Source organism: Azospirillum sp. B21 (assembly GCF_008364825.1).
Classification (GTDB): Bacteria; Pseudomonadota; Alphaproteobacteria; order Azospirillales; family Azospirillaceae; genus Azospirillum.
The window spans coordinates 207,639-223,099 of the sequence record NZ_VTTO01000006.1; the positions used below are offsets into that span (position 1 = coordinate 207,639).

Consider the following 15,461-nt stretch of genomic DNA (forward strand, 5'->3'; position numbering starts at 1 on the left):
GGCACCCTGCCCTTCTCAGTTCATCTCTTCGGCGTAATGGCAGGCGACCAGCCGCTCGTCGACGGGGCGCAGCGGCGGAACCTCCGCGGCGCAGCGGTCGGTGGCGAAGGGGCAGCGCTTGTGGAACGCGCAGCCCGGCGGCGGGTTCAACGGGGACGGCAGTTCGCCCTTCGGCACCACCCGCTCGACCCGCAGGTCCGGGTTCACCCGCGGCGTCGCCGCCAGCAGGATGCGGGTGTAGGGATGGCGCGGCCGGGTGAAGACCACGTCCTTGGCGCCATGCTCCACCGGCTTGCCCAGATACATCACCATCAGCGAATCGGCGATGTGCCGCACCACGCTGAGATCGTGGGAGATGAACAGGTAGGCGAGGTTCAGCTCTTCCTGCAGATCCATCATCAGGTTCAGCACCTGCGCCTGGATCGACACGTCGAGCGCCGACACCGGTTCGTCCGCCACGACGACGCGCGGGTTCAGCATCAGGGCGCGGGCGATGGCGATGCGCTGGCGCTGGCCGCCGGAGAACATGTGCGGATAGCGGTCGACCTGATCGGGCCGCAGGCCAACCTTCCCCATCATGGCCACCGCGCGGTCGCGCCGCTCGTGCTTGTCCATGGCGGTGTTGATCACCAGCGGCTCGGTCAGGATGGAACCCACCGTCTTGCGCGGGTTCAGCGAGCCGTAGGGATTCTGGAAGACCATCTGCACCGTGCGGCGCAGCTCCTTCATCTCCGCCGCACTGCGCCCGACCACGTCGCGGCCGTCATAATGCAGCTCGCCCGAGGTCGGCGGCTCGATCATGGTGACGGAGCGGGCGAGCGTCGACTTGCCGCAGCCCGATTCGCCGACCACGGCCAGTGTCTTGCCGGCCTGCAGGCGGAAGGACACGCCGTCCAGCGCCTTCACCGTCGCCATCGGCTTGAAGGCGCCGCGCTTGACGGCATAGTGCTTGCGCAGCTCGCGGGCTTCCAGCACGACCGACCGGTCGGCCTCCGCCTCGACGATATGGGGTTCGGTCTCGGTGCTCATCACAGCGCCTCCCCGGCGGCGAGATGGCCGTCCGGCAGCGGGTAGAAACAGCGCGCGCGCCCGTCGTCCACGTCGAACAGGGCCGGGCGCTCGGCACGGCAGCGGGCATCGGCAAAGCGGCAGCGCGGGCTGAACAGGCAGCCGGCCGGACGGTCGGCGATGCCCGGCACCATGCCGGGAATGGTCGGCAGCCGGCGCTTGCCCAGCGCCCGTTCCGGCAGGGCGTCGAGCAGGGCGCCGGTGTAGGGGTGGCGCGGCCGCTCGAACAGCGAATGGACGGGGCGTGTCTCCGCCACCTGCCCGGCATACATCACGACGACGCGCTGGGCCGTCTCCGCCACCACGCCCATGTCGTGGGTGATCAGGATCAGCGCCATGCCGCGCTCGCGCTGCAGCTGGACCAGCAGGTCGAGGATCTGCTTCTGGATGGTCACGTCCAGCGCCGTCGTCGGCTCGTCCGCCACCAGCAGGCGCGGGTTGCAGGCGATGGCGATGGCGATCATCACGCGCTGGTTCATGCCGCCCGACAGCTGGTGCGGGAAGGCGGACAGGCGGGTTTCCGGCGCCGGGATGCCGACCTGCTCCAGCAGGGCGATGGCGCGGTTGCGCAGCGCCTTGCCGGACAGCCCCTCATGCACGCGCAGCGTCTCCATGATCTGGAAGCCGACGGTGAAGCAGGGATTGAGGCTGGTCATCGGCTCCTGGAAGACCATGGCGACGTCCTTGCCGGTGATCTTCCGGCGCTGGGCGGCGGGCATGGTCAGCAGGTCCTTGCCGGCGAACATCATCCGGTCGGCGATCACGTGGCCGTTGGAGCCGAGAAGCCCCATCACGGCCAGCGAGGTCACGGACTTGCCGGAGCCGGATTCGCCGACGATGCCGACGACCTCGCCCTCGTCCACGGTCAGGTCGATGCCATCCACCGCGCGGAAGGTGCCGGCGCGGGTGGTGAACTCGACCGACAGGTTCTTGATGTCGAGAAGAGGCATGAGGTCAACGCTTCAGCTTAGGGTCGAGCGCGTCGCGAAGACCGTCGCCCAACAGATTGAAGGCCAGCACAGTCACCAGGATGGCGATGCCGGGCCAGGTCACGACCCAGGGGGCGCGCTGGAGGAACTGCAGCGAGGAGGCCAGCATGGTGCCCCACTCCGGCGTCGGCGGCTGCGCGCCAAGGCCGAGGAAGCCCAGCGCCGCGGCGTCCAGGATGGCGGTGGAGAAGCCCAGCGTCGCCTGCACGATCAGCGGCGCCAGACAGTTCGGCAGCACCACGATCAGCATCAGGCGCAGCGGCCCGGCCCCGGCGACGCGCGAGGCGACGACATAGTCCTTGTTCACCTCCGCCAGCACGGCGGCGCGGGTGAGGCGGGCATAGTGCGGGATCACCACCACCGAGACCGCCAGCATGGCGTTCACCAGCCCCGGCCCGAGGATGGCGGCCACCACCACGGCCAGCAGCAGCGAGGGCAGCGCCAGCAGGATGTCCATGGCGCGCATGATCAGCACGTCGGCGATCCCGCCGAAGAAGCCGGCGAGCAGCCCCAGCCCCAGCCCGACGGCCAGCGACAGGGTGACGACGATCAGGCCGATCATCATCGACAGCCGGGCGCCGTACATCAGGCGCGACAGCATGTCGCGGCCGATGTCGTCGGTGCCCAGGATGTAGGTCCAGCTTCCGCCCTCCTGCCAGACCGGCGGCGTCAGGATGGCGTCGCGGTACTGGATGTCGGGGTCGTGCGGGGCGATCACGCCGGCCAGCACAGCGATGGTGGCGATCATCAGGATCACCACCAGACCGGCCAGCGCGCCCTTGTTCTGCCTGAAGTGATACCAGAACTCGGTCAGCGGGTGCGGCGGGCGCGAGACCGCGACGGTTTCCGGGGTGGCGGGATCTGCGTTGGTCGAGAATTCAGCGGACATGGATTGGCCTCACCGCGCGTGACGGATGCGGGGGTTGAGGACGCCGTAGAGCACGTCCACCAGCAGGTTGACCAGGATCACCGAGGTGGCGATCAGCAGGACACCGCCCTGCAGGGCCGGATAGTCGCGGCGGTTGATCGATTCGATCAGCCATTTGCCGACACCCGGCCAGGAGAAGATGGTCTCGGTCAGGATGGCGCCGCCCAGCAGTGTGCCGACCTGCAGTCCGATGACGGTCACCACCGGGATCAGCGCGTTGCGCAGCGCATGCATGCCGATGACCCGGCCGCTGTCCAGACCCTTGGCGCGGGCAGTGCGGATGTAGTCCTCGCCCAGCACCTCCAGCATCGCCGAGCGCGTCATGCGCGCCACCACGGCCAGCGGCACGGTTCCCAGCACGATGGTCGGCAGCACCAGATGGCCCAACGCGGAGCGGAACGCCTCGTATTCGCCGGCCATCAGCGTGTCGATCAGCATGAAGCCGGTGACGGGCTCGACATAATGGATCAGGTCCAGGCGTCCCGACACCGGGGTCCAGCCCAGCCCGACCGAGAAGAACAGGATCAGCAGCAGTCCCCACCAGAAGATCGGCATCGAATAGCCGGTCAGGCTGATGCCCATCACGCCGTGGTCGAACAGCGAGCCGCGTTTCACAGCCGCCAGGATCCCGGCGGGCAGCCCGACCAGCGTCGCGAACAGCATCGCGCACATCGCCAGTTCCAGGGTGGCCGGGAACAGGGCGATGAACTCGCTGAGCACCGAATTGTGGGTGACCAGCGACAGGCCGAAATCACCGGACAGCACGTTGCCGACATAATCGAGGAACTGCTGCCAGAGCGGCCGGTCCAGACCCAGTTCATGGCGAAGGGCGGCCAGCCGTTCGGGCGCGATGCCCCGTTCGCCGACGCGCACCTCGATGGGGTCGCCGGGAACCAGCCGGATCAGGATGAAGGTCAGAAAGGTGATGCCGAGAAAGGTCGGAATCACCAAGCTCACCCGCGTCAGGATGAAGCGAAGCATCGACGGGTACTCGTTTTTTAAAACTATGGTGAAAACTGGAACGGAGCGCTGCCTCGACAACGCCCCGTTCCGTCAGGGGCACTTGCCCCACCCTGGCCCGACCCCGCTTACGCGGAGCCGGGAATGCAACTCGTCTCAAAAAGTCGGGAGGCGCGGCAACCACGCCCCCCTCACTCCTTTTCGCACGCCCGTTTCGCCGGGCGTGCGGTCCGCATCACTTCAGGTCGACGCCTTCGAAGCGATGGATGCCGAACGGATCCATCTTGTAGCCGACGACGTTCTTGGCGAGGCCCATGTAAACCACCGAGTGGGCGATGGTGTACCAGGGGGCCTCTTCCTTGAAGATGACCTGGGACTGTTCGTACAGCTTGGTGCGCGCGGCGATGTCGGTGGTGCGCTTGGCCTGGACGACGAGGTCGTCGAACTCCTTGTTGCACCACTTCGACAGGTTGTTGCCGCCCTGACGCGCCGCCTCGCAACCCAGCAGGGTGTAGAGGAAGTTGTCGGGATCGCCGTTGTCGCCGGTCCAGCCGAGCATGCCCATCTGGTGCTCGCCCTGCTGCATGCGCTTGCGGTACTCACCCCATTCGTACTGCACGATCTTCGCCTTGATGCCAACCTTGGCGAGGTCGGCCTGCATCATCTCGGCGATGCGCTTGGCGTTGGGGTTGTACGGGCGCTGCACCGGCATCGCCCACAGGTCGGTCTCGAAGCCGTTCGGATAGCCGGCGTCGGCCAGCAGCTTCTTCGCCCGCTCGACGTCGTACGGATAGTCCTCGATCGAGTCGTTGTACGACCACATGGTCGGCGGAATCGGGTTCTTGGCCGGGACACCGGCGGCCTGATAGACCGCGGCGACCATCGCCTTCTTGTCCATCGCCATGCTGACTGCGCGGCGGACGCGGACGTCGTCGAACGGCTTCTTCGTCACGTTGAAGGAGACGTAACCGACGTTCAGGCCTTCCTGCTCCTGAACGACGATCGAGCCGTCCTTCTTCATCGCGTCGATGTCCGCCGGGTTCGGGTACGGCATCACCTGGCATTCGTTGGCCTTCAGCTTGGCCAGACGGACCGCCGCATCGGGCGTGATCGCGAAGACGAGGTTGTCCAGCGGCTGCTTGCCGCCCCAGAACTGCTCGAACGCCTTGTAACGGATCACGGCGTCCTTCTGGTAGGCGACGAACTGGAACGGGCCGGTGCCGACCGGAACCTGGTCCAGCTTCTCCGGCGTGCCCTTCTTCTGAAGCATCGCCGCATATTCGGCAGACATGATCGGCGCGAACGGCATGGCGAGGTTGGCCAGGAACGGCGCCTCGACCGCGTTCAGCGTGAACTTGACCGTCAGGTCGTCAACCTTCTCGATCGACTTCAACAGCTTGGGCATCGCCATGTCGTTGAAGTAGTCGTAGGCGCCGCCGGAGACCTTGTGGAAGGGGTGATCCGGCTTCCACTGGCGCTCGAACGAGAAGATCACGTCGTCGGCGTTGGCATCGCGCGTCGGCTTGAAATCACCGACGCTGTGCCACTTGGCACCGGCGCGCAGCTTGAAGGTATAGACCAGCCCATCGTCGGAGATGGTCCAGGATTCGGCAAGGCCGGGAATGACCTTGGTGCCGCCATGTTCGAACTGGACCAGGTTGTTGTAGACCGGGAGGGCCACGTCGAAGCTGGTGCCGGTCGTATTCAACATGGGGTTGAAGTTTTCGGGGCTACCCTCGGAGCAGTAAACAAGGGTCTTCGCCGCCTGGGCCGGCGCCGACAGCGCCAGCGCCGCGGCCATACCAAGCCCGGCACCCAGCAGGATGCGCTTCATTCGTCTTGCCTCCCGATTCCGGTTAAAGCGTACGGAAAATTTGCCAGAACGCCGTTGGAAATAGCGTCGCCATTTGGCGCGTGCCCAAGGCGCCTGTCAACGTCAACATGCATACGTGGCTATACCGTGGCGCAGAGCATATTTTGAGGCGCCGATACGTCCGTATGGACACATTTCAGACCCCCAAAAAGAAATAGTTGCAAAGCCAACCATCCGGCTGACCGAATCGGCAGGCTCCTTACCCAGCGAATCAGGTTATCCGGGTGGGCAGCCCTGGTTCTACCCGCAGCCGACGGGATCCGGACGGCTGCCATGCACACCCGCCGTGAAGGCCGGTGGCGGGCGCCATGCTAGGCTGGGTTGCACCATCCATGGAACCCCTTTTCGGACACCGACCGGTCGATGCCGCTTCCGAGCCTGCCGTCTTCCCTGCGCTCCGGCCCGCTGGCCGCCTACAGCCTTTACATCGTCGGATCGGCGCTGCTGGCCTCCAACCCGGTGGTCGGCCGGGCGGCCGCCCATGTGGTGCCGCCGATCGGACTGGCCTTCTGGCGCTGGCTCGTCGCCTTCCTGATCGTGCTGCCCTTCGCCCTGTCCGGCCTGCTGGCCCACCGGCGGCAGTTGAAGGAGCAGTGGCGCCGCTATCTGCTGTTGGGTGTGCTGGGCCAGGGAATTTCCGGCGCCATCGTCTATTATGGGTTGGAGCGGACCAGCGCCACCAACGCCAGCCTGATCTACGCCACCAGCCCGGCGATGATCCTGGCGCTGGCCGCCCTCTGGCTGGGCGATGCGATCCGGCCGCGGCAGATCCTGGGCATCCTGCTTGCGATGGCCGGGGTTCTGGTGATCCTGACCCGCGGCGATCCGGAGGCGCTGCGCCACCTGTCCTTCAATGTCGGCGACCTTCTGGTGCTGACCGGGGCGGTGTCCTGGTCGGTCTACACCATCCTGCTGCGGCAATCGGGCACACCGCTGCCGGTGGTCACCGCCTTCGCCGCCAACGCGCTGGCCGGCGTCCTGGTGCTGGCGCCCTTCTATGCGTGGGAGACGGTGGCGGTGCGGCCCGTGCCCTTCTCGGCCTCCACCATCCTGTCGATCGTGGCGGTGGCGCTGTTCGCCTCGGTCCTGGCGCTGTTGGCCTATCAGAAGACCATCGCGATGATGGGCGCCGCCCGTGCCTCCACCGCGCTGTATGTCTCGCCCCTGTGGGCGGCGCTGGCCTCGTGGTTTCTGCTGGCGGAACCGCTGCAGGGCTTTCACCTGATGGGCGTGCTGCTGGTCCTGCCCGGGGTGATGCTGGCCACCCTGCCCGCCCGCAAACCGCGGGCGCAGGCCGCGTCCGAAGCCGCTTGATCGGCGACTTGATCGTCACGGCCGGCCCGCCCATCTTGGCCGGACCCAACCGTTCCCGTCCCGATCCGGCCATGCCCCAGAACACCCCGATCCCGCTCCTGCTCTGTGCCGACGATTACGGGCTTGCTCCCGGCGTGAACACCGCCATCCGCGACCTGATCGCCCATGGCAGGCTCACCGCCACCTCGGTCATGAGCCTCTGCCCGCACTGGCGGACCGGCGCCGCGGCCCTGCGCGAGTTGAAGGACAAGGCTGACGTCGGGCTGCACTTCACCCTGACCGACCAGCTGCCGCTGGGGCCGATGCCGACGCTGGCGCCGGATGGACGGCTGCCGCCGCTGGGGCGGCTGATGGGCTGGGCCTATCGCGGGAAACTGAGCGCGCCGGCCGCGCGGGCAGAGATCCGTGACGAACTGTCACGCCAGATCGCCGCCTTCACCGACGCCTGGGGTGCCGCTCCCGACTACATCGACGGCCACCAGCATGTCCACCAACTGCCCGGTGTGCGCGACGCGGTGGTGGAGGCGCTGGCAGCATTGCCCGGCGCCTATGTCCGCCTGTGCGGAGAGCCGGTCGCAGCGGTCCTGCGTCGCCGTGTCGCGGTGCCGAAGACCCTGCTGATCGGCGGGCTCGGCGGCGGGCTGGCCCGCATGGTGCGTGCGCGCGGCATTCCGGCCAACGACCGCTTCTCCGGAGTCTACGACTTCGCCGGCAATCGTCCCTTCGCCGAGCTGATGCCGCGTTTCCTGGAGGGTATGGACGGCCGGACCCTGGTGATGGTCCACCCCGGCCTGCCCGACGAGGAGTTGCGCCGGGTCGACAGTCTGGTCGAGCCGCGGCGTGCCGAATACGACTACCTCCGCGGACCGGAATTCGCCGCCCTGCTGGAGCAGCGCAACATCCGGTTGACCCGTTTCGCCGGCCTGGCCGGATAAAATCCGTTACTCGGCGTCGTCCGGCTGCCAGGCGCGGCGGCGCAGCTTGAAGCGCTGGACCTTGCCCGTCTCCGTCCGCGGCAGCGCGTCGAGGAACTCCACCGCGCGCGGGTATTTGTAGGGCGCGATGTGATCCTTGACGAAGCTCTGCAGTTCCTCGGCCAGACGCTCGTCGGGATAGACGCCGTCGCGCAGCACGACGAAGGCCTTGGGAATCGTGCCGCGCACGGGATCGGGGGCGGCGATCACCGCGCATTCCTGCACCGCTTCGTGGCTGAGCAGGATGTTCTCGACCTCCAGGCCGGAGATCTTGTAGCCGGCGGAGACGATCAGGTCGTCGGTGCGGGCGTGATACCAGAAGAAGCCGTCCTCATCGACGTGGAAGGCGTCGCCGGTCAGGTTCCAGCCCTGCTGGACATAGCTTTCCTGCCGGGGATCGTCGAGATAGAGGCAACCCGTCGCACCGCGCACCGCCAGCCGGCCGACCTGTCCCGGCGGCAGGCGGCGGAATTGGTCGTCGACCACCATCGCCTCATAACCCGGCACCGGCTTGCCGGTGGAGCCGGGCCGGACATCGCCGGGCACGGCGTGGAGCACCGCGTTCAGCATCTCGGTGGTGCCCAGGCTGTCGAGGATCTCCAGCCCCGTCGCATCGCGCCAGCCCTCAAAGGCTTGCTGGGGCAGCGGCTCCCCGGCCGAAACGCAGAGCCGCAGGGAGGCCAGCCCCTTCGCCAGCGCCGGGTCGGCGGCCATGCGGCCGATCATGCCGCGGTAGACGGTGGGCACCGTGAACATCACCGTCGCCTTGTGGCGGGTCGCCGCCTCCAGCAGCCGGTCCGCGGTCCCGCGCTCCAGCAGGATGACGGAGGCGCCGATGCGCAACGGGAACAGCAGGAGCCCGCCCAGCCCATAGGCGAAGGCCAGGGTCGGCGAGCCGCAGAACACGTCGTCCGGTCCCGTCCCCAACACCGAGCGCGGCGACAGGTCGGTGATCGCCAGCAGATGGCGGTGCAGATGGGCCGCCGCCTTGGGCGTGCCGGTGGTGCCGGAGGTGAAGGCGATCAGCGCGACGTCGTCCTGCGCCGTGTCAGCAGCGACGAAGCCCGCCGGCTTTGTGGCGATGCGGTGTTCCAGCTCGCCGTCGTGGAAGCCGACGATGCGCAGCGACGGCAGCGCCGCCTCTTCCAGATCGTCGAGGAAATGGGTGTCGCAGAGCGCCATGTCGATGGCCGCGCGCTTCAGCACGTCGGCCAGTTCGGGCGCGCGCAGCAGCGGCATGGTCGGCACCAGCACGCCGCCGGCCTTGATCACCGCCAGCCAGCAGGCGGCGAGCATCGGCGTGTTGGGTCCGCGCAGCAGCACACGGTTGCCGGTGACAAGCCCGTAATCCTCCGTCAGGACGCGGGCGATGCGGTCGACGGTGTCGCGCATCCGGCCGTAGCTCCACACCTCCCCGTCGCCGCCGATCAGGCAGGGGCGGTCGTCCCAGCCGCGCTCGCGCCAACCATCGATCAGGGCGGAGGCTGCGTTGAGGCGTTCGGGATACCGGAGTTCCGGGCGTTCGAGAATGAGGTCCGGGCGCTGGGACGGGGCCGGCAACCGGTCGCGGGTGAAGCTGTCGAGATGGCCCGAGGGCGCCATGCACTCCGAACGCCCTGGTCGCTCCGGGCGCTCCGGTGCCGCGCGTTCCGGTGCCGTGCGTTGGGATGCCTCCACCCGTTGGACGACGGGAAGAGTGGGGCCGGCGTAATCGGTGGGCGGGTTGCCCCGCCACACGCGCGGTTCAGACACGGCCATGCCATCAGCCGGTGCGAATGCGCATCCCTTCATGGGCAATGCTCCATCTCCCCCCGCAGAGGACGCATGAACACGCCTCCGTCTTATCTTTTATGATCCGACTATAGTGCCAGGGAGGGGTTGTGAGCCATGCAACGAACGAATGGTGGGTACACCATCAATCGCCATTCATGCCGGGACAAGTGATCGAAAACGCCTGTTTTCCGTTGGTAAGACGCACGTTTCGCAACGAAAGTATGGGTTCCGGCAGAAAAACTCATCCGTTCTGCAGATAAAGATCGATCTCGCCCTGTTCCATGACATGAGCGGTGCCGTGGATGATTCCGTTCGCCACCTGAATGATGCGGTGGATCATCGCGACGGAGGTCTGGCAGTCCATCCGGAGCTTGCCGGGGTCGCCACTGTCGATGTCGGTTCCGATCCGCTCCAGCGTGTGGGCGATCACCTGATGGGCCTGGGCGATGGTGTCCTCGAAAGGACGGCGGAACTTGGACGGCACATGGCCGTAGGCCTCGATCGCCAGTTCCTTGTCGGAAAAGCCGCTGTCGCGGAAATGCTCGGCGTAGCTCTTGGGCTGCCAAATTCGGCATTCCTCCAGCATGTCCGGCATGTCCGGGATCATCTCGATCAGCATCACGATTTCGTTGAAGTGATTGAGATAATCGGTCGCGAGCAGGGTTTTTTCCGAGATGTTGGTCCCGCGCACGCGATCCCGCCACCGGGCGAAGTCGGCCAGTTCATCCGGCGGAATGCCGTCCATCAGGGACCGATCCAACTCTTGGTCTTCCATGCACAAACCCGGACCCGATGCGGCAGCTATGCGTTGCTTTGGCGCAGTGTTTCGGCGCGACATGCCGGCCGGAGGACCGGCACGGATCGTGCCGCTCTTTCATACCGAAGGCACGCTTCAACGGTGAAGCGATGTCCTTAACGTTGGATTAAACGCGTTGCAAGCATCGGGTTGCGAAAGTCCCCTATTGACGCGCGGAAACGGTGGGTTCACCGGCCGGGCACAAAAATTCGCCGCCGGCACCAGTCCGCATGCTGCGGCGGCGCCCGGCGGCGAAAAGGACTGGCGGTTCAGGGAGAATTTCCACCACCCTCCCCTAGCGCATTGATATAGCGAAGAAATAGCTTGTTTCCTCACTCCATGGGGGATAGATTGGGGGAAAGAATGGGGGAAATTGATATGGTTAAAGCGAACAAAGAAGTCCTGCCAGAGCACATTGTTCGACGCTCCGACAACAAGCGGCTCATGGTCGATATCAAGGTTCCGGCGCATCTTCGCCCGGTGATCGGCGTAACGAATCTGAGACGCTCGTTAGGGTCGAGTGATTTGACTCGCGAAGTCCGCAACAATGCTGCTGTGATCATTGCGGAGTTCCTCCAACAGCTTGCCGGTGCGGAGCGCCAGCTTGCGGAGAAGGACGAAGCCACACGCGCGGAAAATGAGCGTGCGGATGCCCGTAGCTACCTCGACGGGTTTGGCGCCACCGACGAAGCGAAGCTAATTGATCTGCTGGACTTCGCCGCGTCGGGTTGGCCGAACGCGGAAGCCAGCGAAGCCGTGCTAGAAGAAGCCGCGAGACGGGTGAGCAGCGCGCGGGATAGCGTCGTGGAGATGGTACGCGTCGAGCAGTACATCAGCGTCACCAGCGCGCGACTAGACACCGCACGCAGGCTGATAGAGCGGCTGAGAGCGCCCGTTACGCCGATCATGAGCGACGCCTTCGACGCGACGCTTACCGTTACCGAGTTGTTCAACCGCTTCCTCAAGACTGAAACGAAGTCAAAGGACACCGCACGGCAGTACCGCGCGGCGCAGGACCTTTATCTATCGAACCAACAAGACATTCCGATAAACAAGATCACGAGACAGAATGCACGGGATTACCGTGACTACCTTCACTCACGCACCGACTTGTCGCACGGAACCTGTGACCAACGTCTCAAGAAGCTACGCGCGGCCTTCAACTTCGCCGTCAATGAAGGGTACGTTCCCAGTAACCCTTTTAACAATCTCGCGGTTGATGAGAACACGAAGAAAGGTCACGGCAACGAACTTGACCGTTCTTACATCGCTCCCGCCATGGTGAATGTTACCCTAACTGAGATACTGCCGAAGTTCTTCAAGTCCGATTCAATGCGCTGGCCGTTCCTGTTCTATTTCTTCACAGGCGCGCGTGCAGAGGAAATCTGCGGGTTGCGGGTTGATGAAGTGGTGGAGCAATGGGGCGTGCGCTGCATCCACATCCGCCCGCGTACTGAGGACAATCGCACGGTCAAGACCGACGAAGCGCGCTTTACGCCGATCCATGATTTTCTGTGGAATGATCTCGGGCTTGAGGAATACGTTGCCGAACGCAAGCGCGCGGAAAAGACGATGCTGTTCGATTTCCCCCAGTGGCGCGGGTCAGACTATGCCGCGCAATATCAGGAACGAATGGCGAAGCTGCGCAAGGCGATTGAAGACAAACGCGGGATCGACCTTGGCGACCAACACACCCTGCGACACAATCTGAACAACCTGATGAAGGCCGCAGGCGTCGAGGAAGAGTACCGGAACCTCATGCTTGGACAAGCGGCCAAAGGGCGCACCAACGCAGGCTATGGCACCCGCGACGCGACGCTGGATATCCTGCGGAAGAAGCTGCACACAATCGACATCTCCCCGTACGACTTCTCCAAACTCCGCTAAAACAAAAAGGGCGCTCCTACTATTGGAGCGCCCTTTTTCTCGATTCACCAGAACAAGATTTCCTGAATCATGCTCTCAAACATATGACCAGCTTCCGCGATATCTCCCATCGTACCGTTTACCGCTGATTCTACATACGCAGCCAGGAAATGACTAAGCGCCGCTTCCATGTTATACGCGAACACTTCAAGTTTCTCTTCAACCCTCAACGTTCTCCGCTGATGGCGGTTTAGCCGGTGAGTCTCGATCAGTTCAAGTGTTCCGCTAACAACGGATTCGCACGCTTCACGTACAATGCCTGTGTAGAACTTCGCGGCTGCCTCAGCCCCTTCCCGCGTAGGGTCAGCCTAGAAGATTTCCAAAGAGTCCTCATAGATCGCTTGAAAATCGAGGTCAAAGTTACGGGCTAGATCCTCACAGTCAGAACGGAAGTTGCGCACGTTAATAGGGATTTGGGGTGCTTGCCTCATGTCTTTAATCCTTCAATGTAGGAATGGTATCGCGCATCTCAGCGTAGTCCGGGTATTGCCCGATGGTTCGCTGAACGATGCCCGTTCTAGTAAGTTCAGTAAGATGCATCTCACCGCCAATACACACGCTACTGAATCCCATACGCTTAACTGTAGTGTGTTGAGCTAGAGCAATCTTCACGATTTGCTCATCGCTCAGTTCTGGCGGTAGGGGCGGAAGCGTTGCGCCGTGCATTACGGGTGCAAGGTGCATCCCGCGCGGGAAAGAAGAGAAGTTAACCGACGTTTGATCTTCCTTCATCTCCCATCGGTAGGCTACAAAATCCCCGATTTCTTTGGAGAATCCTATAGCTGCCGAATCGATATTCAAGATGTCATCACCGCTGCGCTTGGCACCGGCAATGAGGTCGTGAATACGATCCAACGCAGGCTTTGCGCTATCGATGTCGCTGAAGCCTTCCGCAATGGCTTTCACCGCGTTGCCAGCGCGAACAATCCCGCGCGTGACGATGGCGAAGGAATCGCACACCTACAACTTCCCTCCCCCGCGAAAGTAGGCGGGAGAGGATTCCTCAGCGTGATAGACCAGCGTGTCTGTCATCACCTGGATACGGTCGGGGAAGAAGAATATGTTTGTTACGCTCATTCAAGAGCCTCCTTAATCAAGATGACAAAAAGGCGTGCGCCTTCCGCATCTTCGGGGAAATCATCGGCGCTAACGGCAAATGACTTGAACGCCTTCGCCATCACGTCGGTTGACGACACCGCTTCAGCACGGGCACGTTCGAAAGCCGTCTCAATCTGCGGGGAGATTTGGGCGCCGCTTTCTTTTAGCTTGGCGTACTGACGGGAGAGTTCTTGAAGCCGCATCACCGCCTTCTCTTCCGGAGTGGCGGTTTCCGTCACAAGGTTCCGGGCGAAGTCCGCAGCCTTAGCGTACTCGCGCGAGGCTTCCGACGCTTGGAGCTTCAACCGGATCTCTTCGCGGGTGGATGCAAGATCCTTGTCCTTCGCGTCCAGGCCCAGCGCCCGGAGTTGCCGCTCCACTTCGATCTCACGGGAGACCTTGGCGTATGCGTCGGCACCGTCCAGCGTCGCCGCTGCGAGGCGCTTGGTTTCCTCCGTCTCGATCCCCAGGTCCTTCGACCGCTTCAACGCCTGTAGCTTGAGCGTCTCCGCTTCGATGGCGCGGAACCCTGCCTGTAGCTCTTTCAGGCTCACACCAGCGCGTTGGGCAAGGTCTTCCAAGCTCGTAGGAAGGATCTTCGCCTGCTTGGCATAGCTGATTAGAAAGTCCGTGGTCCGTTCCAGCGCCTTGGTGTCCAGTAAGGTCATGTCGCCCATGGACAGGGCTTCCGTCGCGACCTTGGCGTTTGCCAGTTCCATCCGCAGGGCGGAATAGGCTACCTCGGTGCGCCACACCGCCTTTTCTTCCACCGTCATGGCGTTGGCTGCCTTGTTGGCGCGCTCAATCGCTGCGTCGCGGGTTTGGGTGATGGCGTCCAATGTCGCCTTGTAGTCCTCGCTGGAAATAAACGGCTTGGACTGATTCAGCTTCTTAAGCGAGTCCTGATATTCCTCGTTCGCCTTGAACACCGGATCGTTGGCTTTCCGCAGTTCGGCGGCACCGCGCTTCGCGGTATCGACTCGCTGCTGCCAAGCCCGTTCGTCGGCGGATATCGTCTGTTCGCCAGTCTCGACGGCGGAACGGAGGATATCCGTCTGAATGCCGTCCAGTTCCTTCACCAGTTCGGCGCGTTGGTTCTGGAGACCCTTTCGCATCCAACCGATAGGATTGCGGGCAATCTGCGAATCAAGAGTGTTGATTTGGCTCTACAGGTCAGGCGCGCGTTCCTGCGGTTTTGGACCGGCAAGGAAGTTGTTCGCCGCTTGAAGGGCTTTCTCCGGAAGCTACAAAAAGAACTTGTACAAGTCGGAGAGATGCAGCTTGTTGTCCAGGTTGATTAGAAGCTGATCCCACTGATTCGAGATCCCTGCGTTGATCTATTCCACCGTGCGCGGGATCGTGGCGAAGTCGGCATTCACCTGCGTCGTCATGTTCCGGAGCGCCTTCAACACGATGTCAGTGGTGATTGTGCCTTCCGACGCGACGCGCTTCAGTTCGCCAGTGGTAACGCCCATCACCTTCGCGATCTCGCGGGTGAGTGCTGGCATATTCTCAGCAAGGCTGCGGTATTCGTCACCCTGAAGGCGCCCGCTCGCAAGAGCCTGCGATAGCTGAGTCAGCGACGCAGCGGCTTCCTGCGCCGTCTGTCCCGACACCTTGCCCAATTTCAGGAAGGTTTCGGTGAGACCGGCAACGTCGGCATTGGCAAGGCCGATGTCCTTCCCTACGCCAGCGAAGCGCGCCATTGCGGTGCCCACGTCGCCAACGGAAGTGCCTAGCCGGTTCGCGATGGCGACGGTTT

12 protein-coding genes and 1 pseudogene are annotated in these 15,461 nt (G+C 63.8%); 3 read left to right on the forward strand and 10 right to left on the reverse strand.

Annotation, left to right across the window (positions count from 1 at the left end; genetic code table 11):
* Positions 1–15: 15 nt before the first annotated feature.
* The 5 genes from FZ983_RS16510 to FZ983_RS16530 all read right to left on the reverse strand — a co-directional run bounded on the left by FZ983_RS16510 (position 16) and on the right by FZ983_RS16530 (position 5,779).
* Entirely contained in the window at positions 16–1,029 is a 1,014-nt protein-coding gene (locus FZ983_RS16510; protein ID WP_149224606.1) for a peptide ABC transporter ATP-binding protein, read from the reverse strand.
* A complete protein-coding gene (locus FZ983_RS16515; RefSeq protein ID WP_149224607.1) occupies positions 1,029–2,018 on the reverse strand; it encodes an ABC transporter ATP-binding protein in 990 nt (329 codons plus the stop codon). Before FZ983_RS16515 ends, FZ983_RS16510 begins: the two co-directional genes overlap by 1 nt.
* Positions 2,019–2,022: 4 nt before the next feature.
* The gene (locus tag FZ983_RS16520; RefSeq protein WP_149224608.1) at positions 2,023–2,946 is read right to left on the reverse strand and encodes an ABC transporter permease subunit; all 924 of its coding nucleotides are present in this window, start codon (positions 2,944–2,946) and stop codon (positions 2,023–2,025) included.
* 9 nt (positions 2,947–2,955) lie between these two features.
* On the reverse strand, positions 2,956–3,966 hold the full coding sequence (locus FZ983_RS16525) for an ABC transporter permease subunit (RefSeq protein WP_149224609.1): 1,011 nt from the start codon (positions 3,964–3,966) through the stop codon (positions 2,956–2,958).
* Between the two features lie 214 nt (positions 3,967–4,180).
* Positions 4,181–5,779 carry an ABC transporter substrate-binding protein gene (locus FZ983_RS16530; protein ID WP_149224610.1) on the reverse strand — a complete coding sequence of 533 codons (1,599 nt, stop codon included), beginning with the start codon at positions 5,777–5,779 and terminating at the stop codon, positions 4,181–4,183.
* A gap of 402 nt (positions 5,780–6,181) precedes the next feature.
* On the opposite strand from FZ983_RS16530, the gene FZ983_RS16535 reads away from it, so the two are divergent.
* Positions 6,182–7,132 (forward strand): DMT family transporter, encoded by a 951-nt coding sequence (locus FZ983_RS16535; RefSeq protein ID WP_149224611.1) that lies wholly within the window; start codon positions 6,182–6,184, stop codon positions 7,130–7,132.
* A gap of 71 nt (positions 7,133–7,203) precedes the next feature.
* Positions 7,204–8,067, forward strand: coding sequence for a ChbG/HpnK family deacetylase (locus tag FZ983_RS16540; protein ID WP_247883791.1), 864 nt, complete (start codon positions 7,204–7,206; stop codon positions 8,065–8,067).
* Positions 8,068–8,073: 6 nt separating this feature from the next.
* Here the strand turns inward: FZ983_RS16540 and FZ983_RS16545 are convergent, their stop codons facing one another.
* Together FZ983_RS16545 and FZ983_RS16550 are read right to left on the reverse strand one after the other, a co-directional pair.
* Positions 8,074–9,708 (reverse strand): AMP-binding protein, encoded by a 1,635-nt coding sequence (locus FZ983_RS16545; protein WP_149224612.1) that lies wholly within the window; start codon positions 9,706–9,708, stop codon positions 8,074–8,076.
* 412 nt (positions 9,709–10,120) lie between these two features.
* On the reverse strand, positions 10,121–10,624 hold the full coding sequence (locus tag FZ983_RS16550; protein ID WP_149224834.1) for a hypothetical protein: 504 nt from the start codon (positions 10,622–10,624) through the stop codon (positions 10,121–10,123).
* A gap of 429 nt (positions 10,625–11,053) precedes the next feature.
* On the opposite strand from FZ983_RS16550, the gene FZ983_RS16555 reads away from it, so the two are divergent.
* The gene (locus FZ983_RS16555) at positions 11,054–12,562 is read left to right on the forward strand and encodes a site-specific integrase (RefSeq protein ID WP_149224613.1); all 1,509 of its coding nucleotides are present in this window, start codon (positions 11,054–11,056) and stop codon (positions 12,560–12,562) included.
* Between the two features lie 474 nt (positions 12,563–13,036).
* On the opposite strand, the gene FZ983_RS16560 is transcribed toward FZ983_RS16555, so the two are convergent.
* The 3 genes and pseudogenes from FZ983_RS16560 to FZ983_RS16570 form a co-directional block, all read right to left on the reverse strand.
* The gene (locus tag FZ983_RS16560; RefSeq protein WP_149224614.1) at positions 13,037–13,561 is read right to left on the reverse strand and encodes a hypothetical protein; all 525 of its coding nucleotides are present in this window, start codon (positions 13,559–13,561) and stop codon (positions 13,037–13,039) included.
* Between the two features lie 113 nt (positions 13,562–13,674).
* On the reverse strand, positions 13,675–14,778 hold the full coding sequence (locus FZ983_RS16565) for a hypothetical protein (RefSeq protein WP_149224615.1): 1,104 nt from the start codon (positions 14,776–14,778) through the stop codon (positions 13,675–13,677).
* Positions 14,779–15,036: 258 nt separating this feature from the next.
* A pseudogene (locus FZ983_RS16570) lies at positions 15,037–15,459 on the reverse strand (tape measure protein); the annotation flags it as partial.
* Positions 15,460–15,461 lie beyond the last annotated feature (2 nt).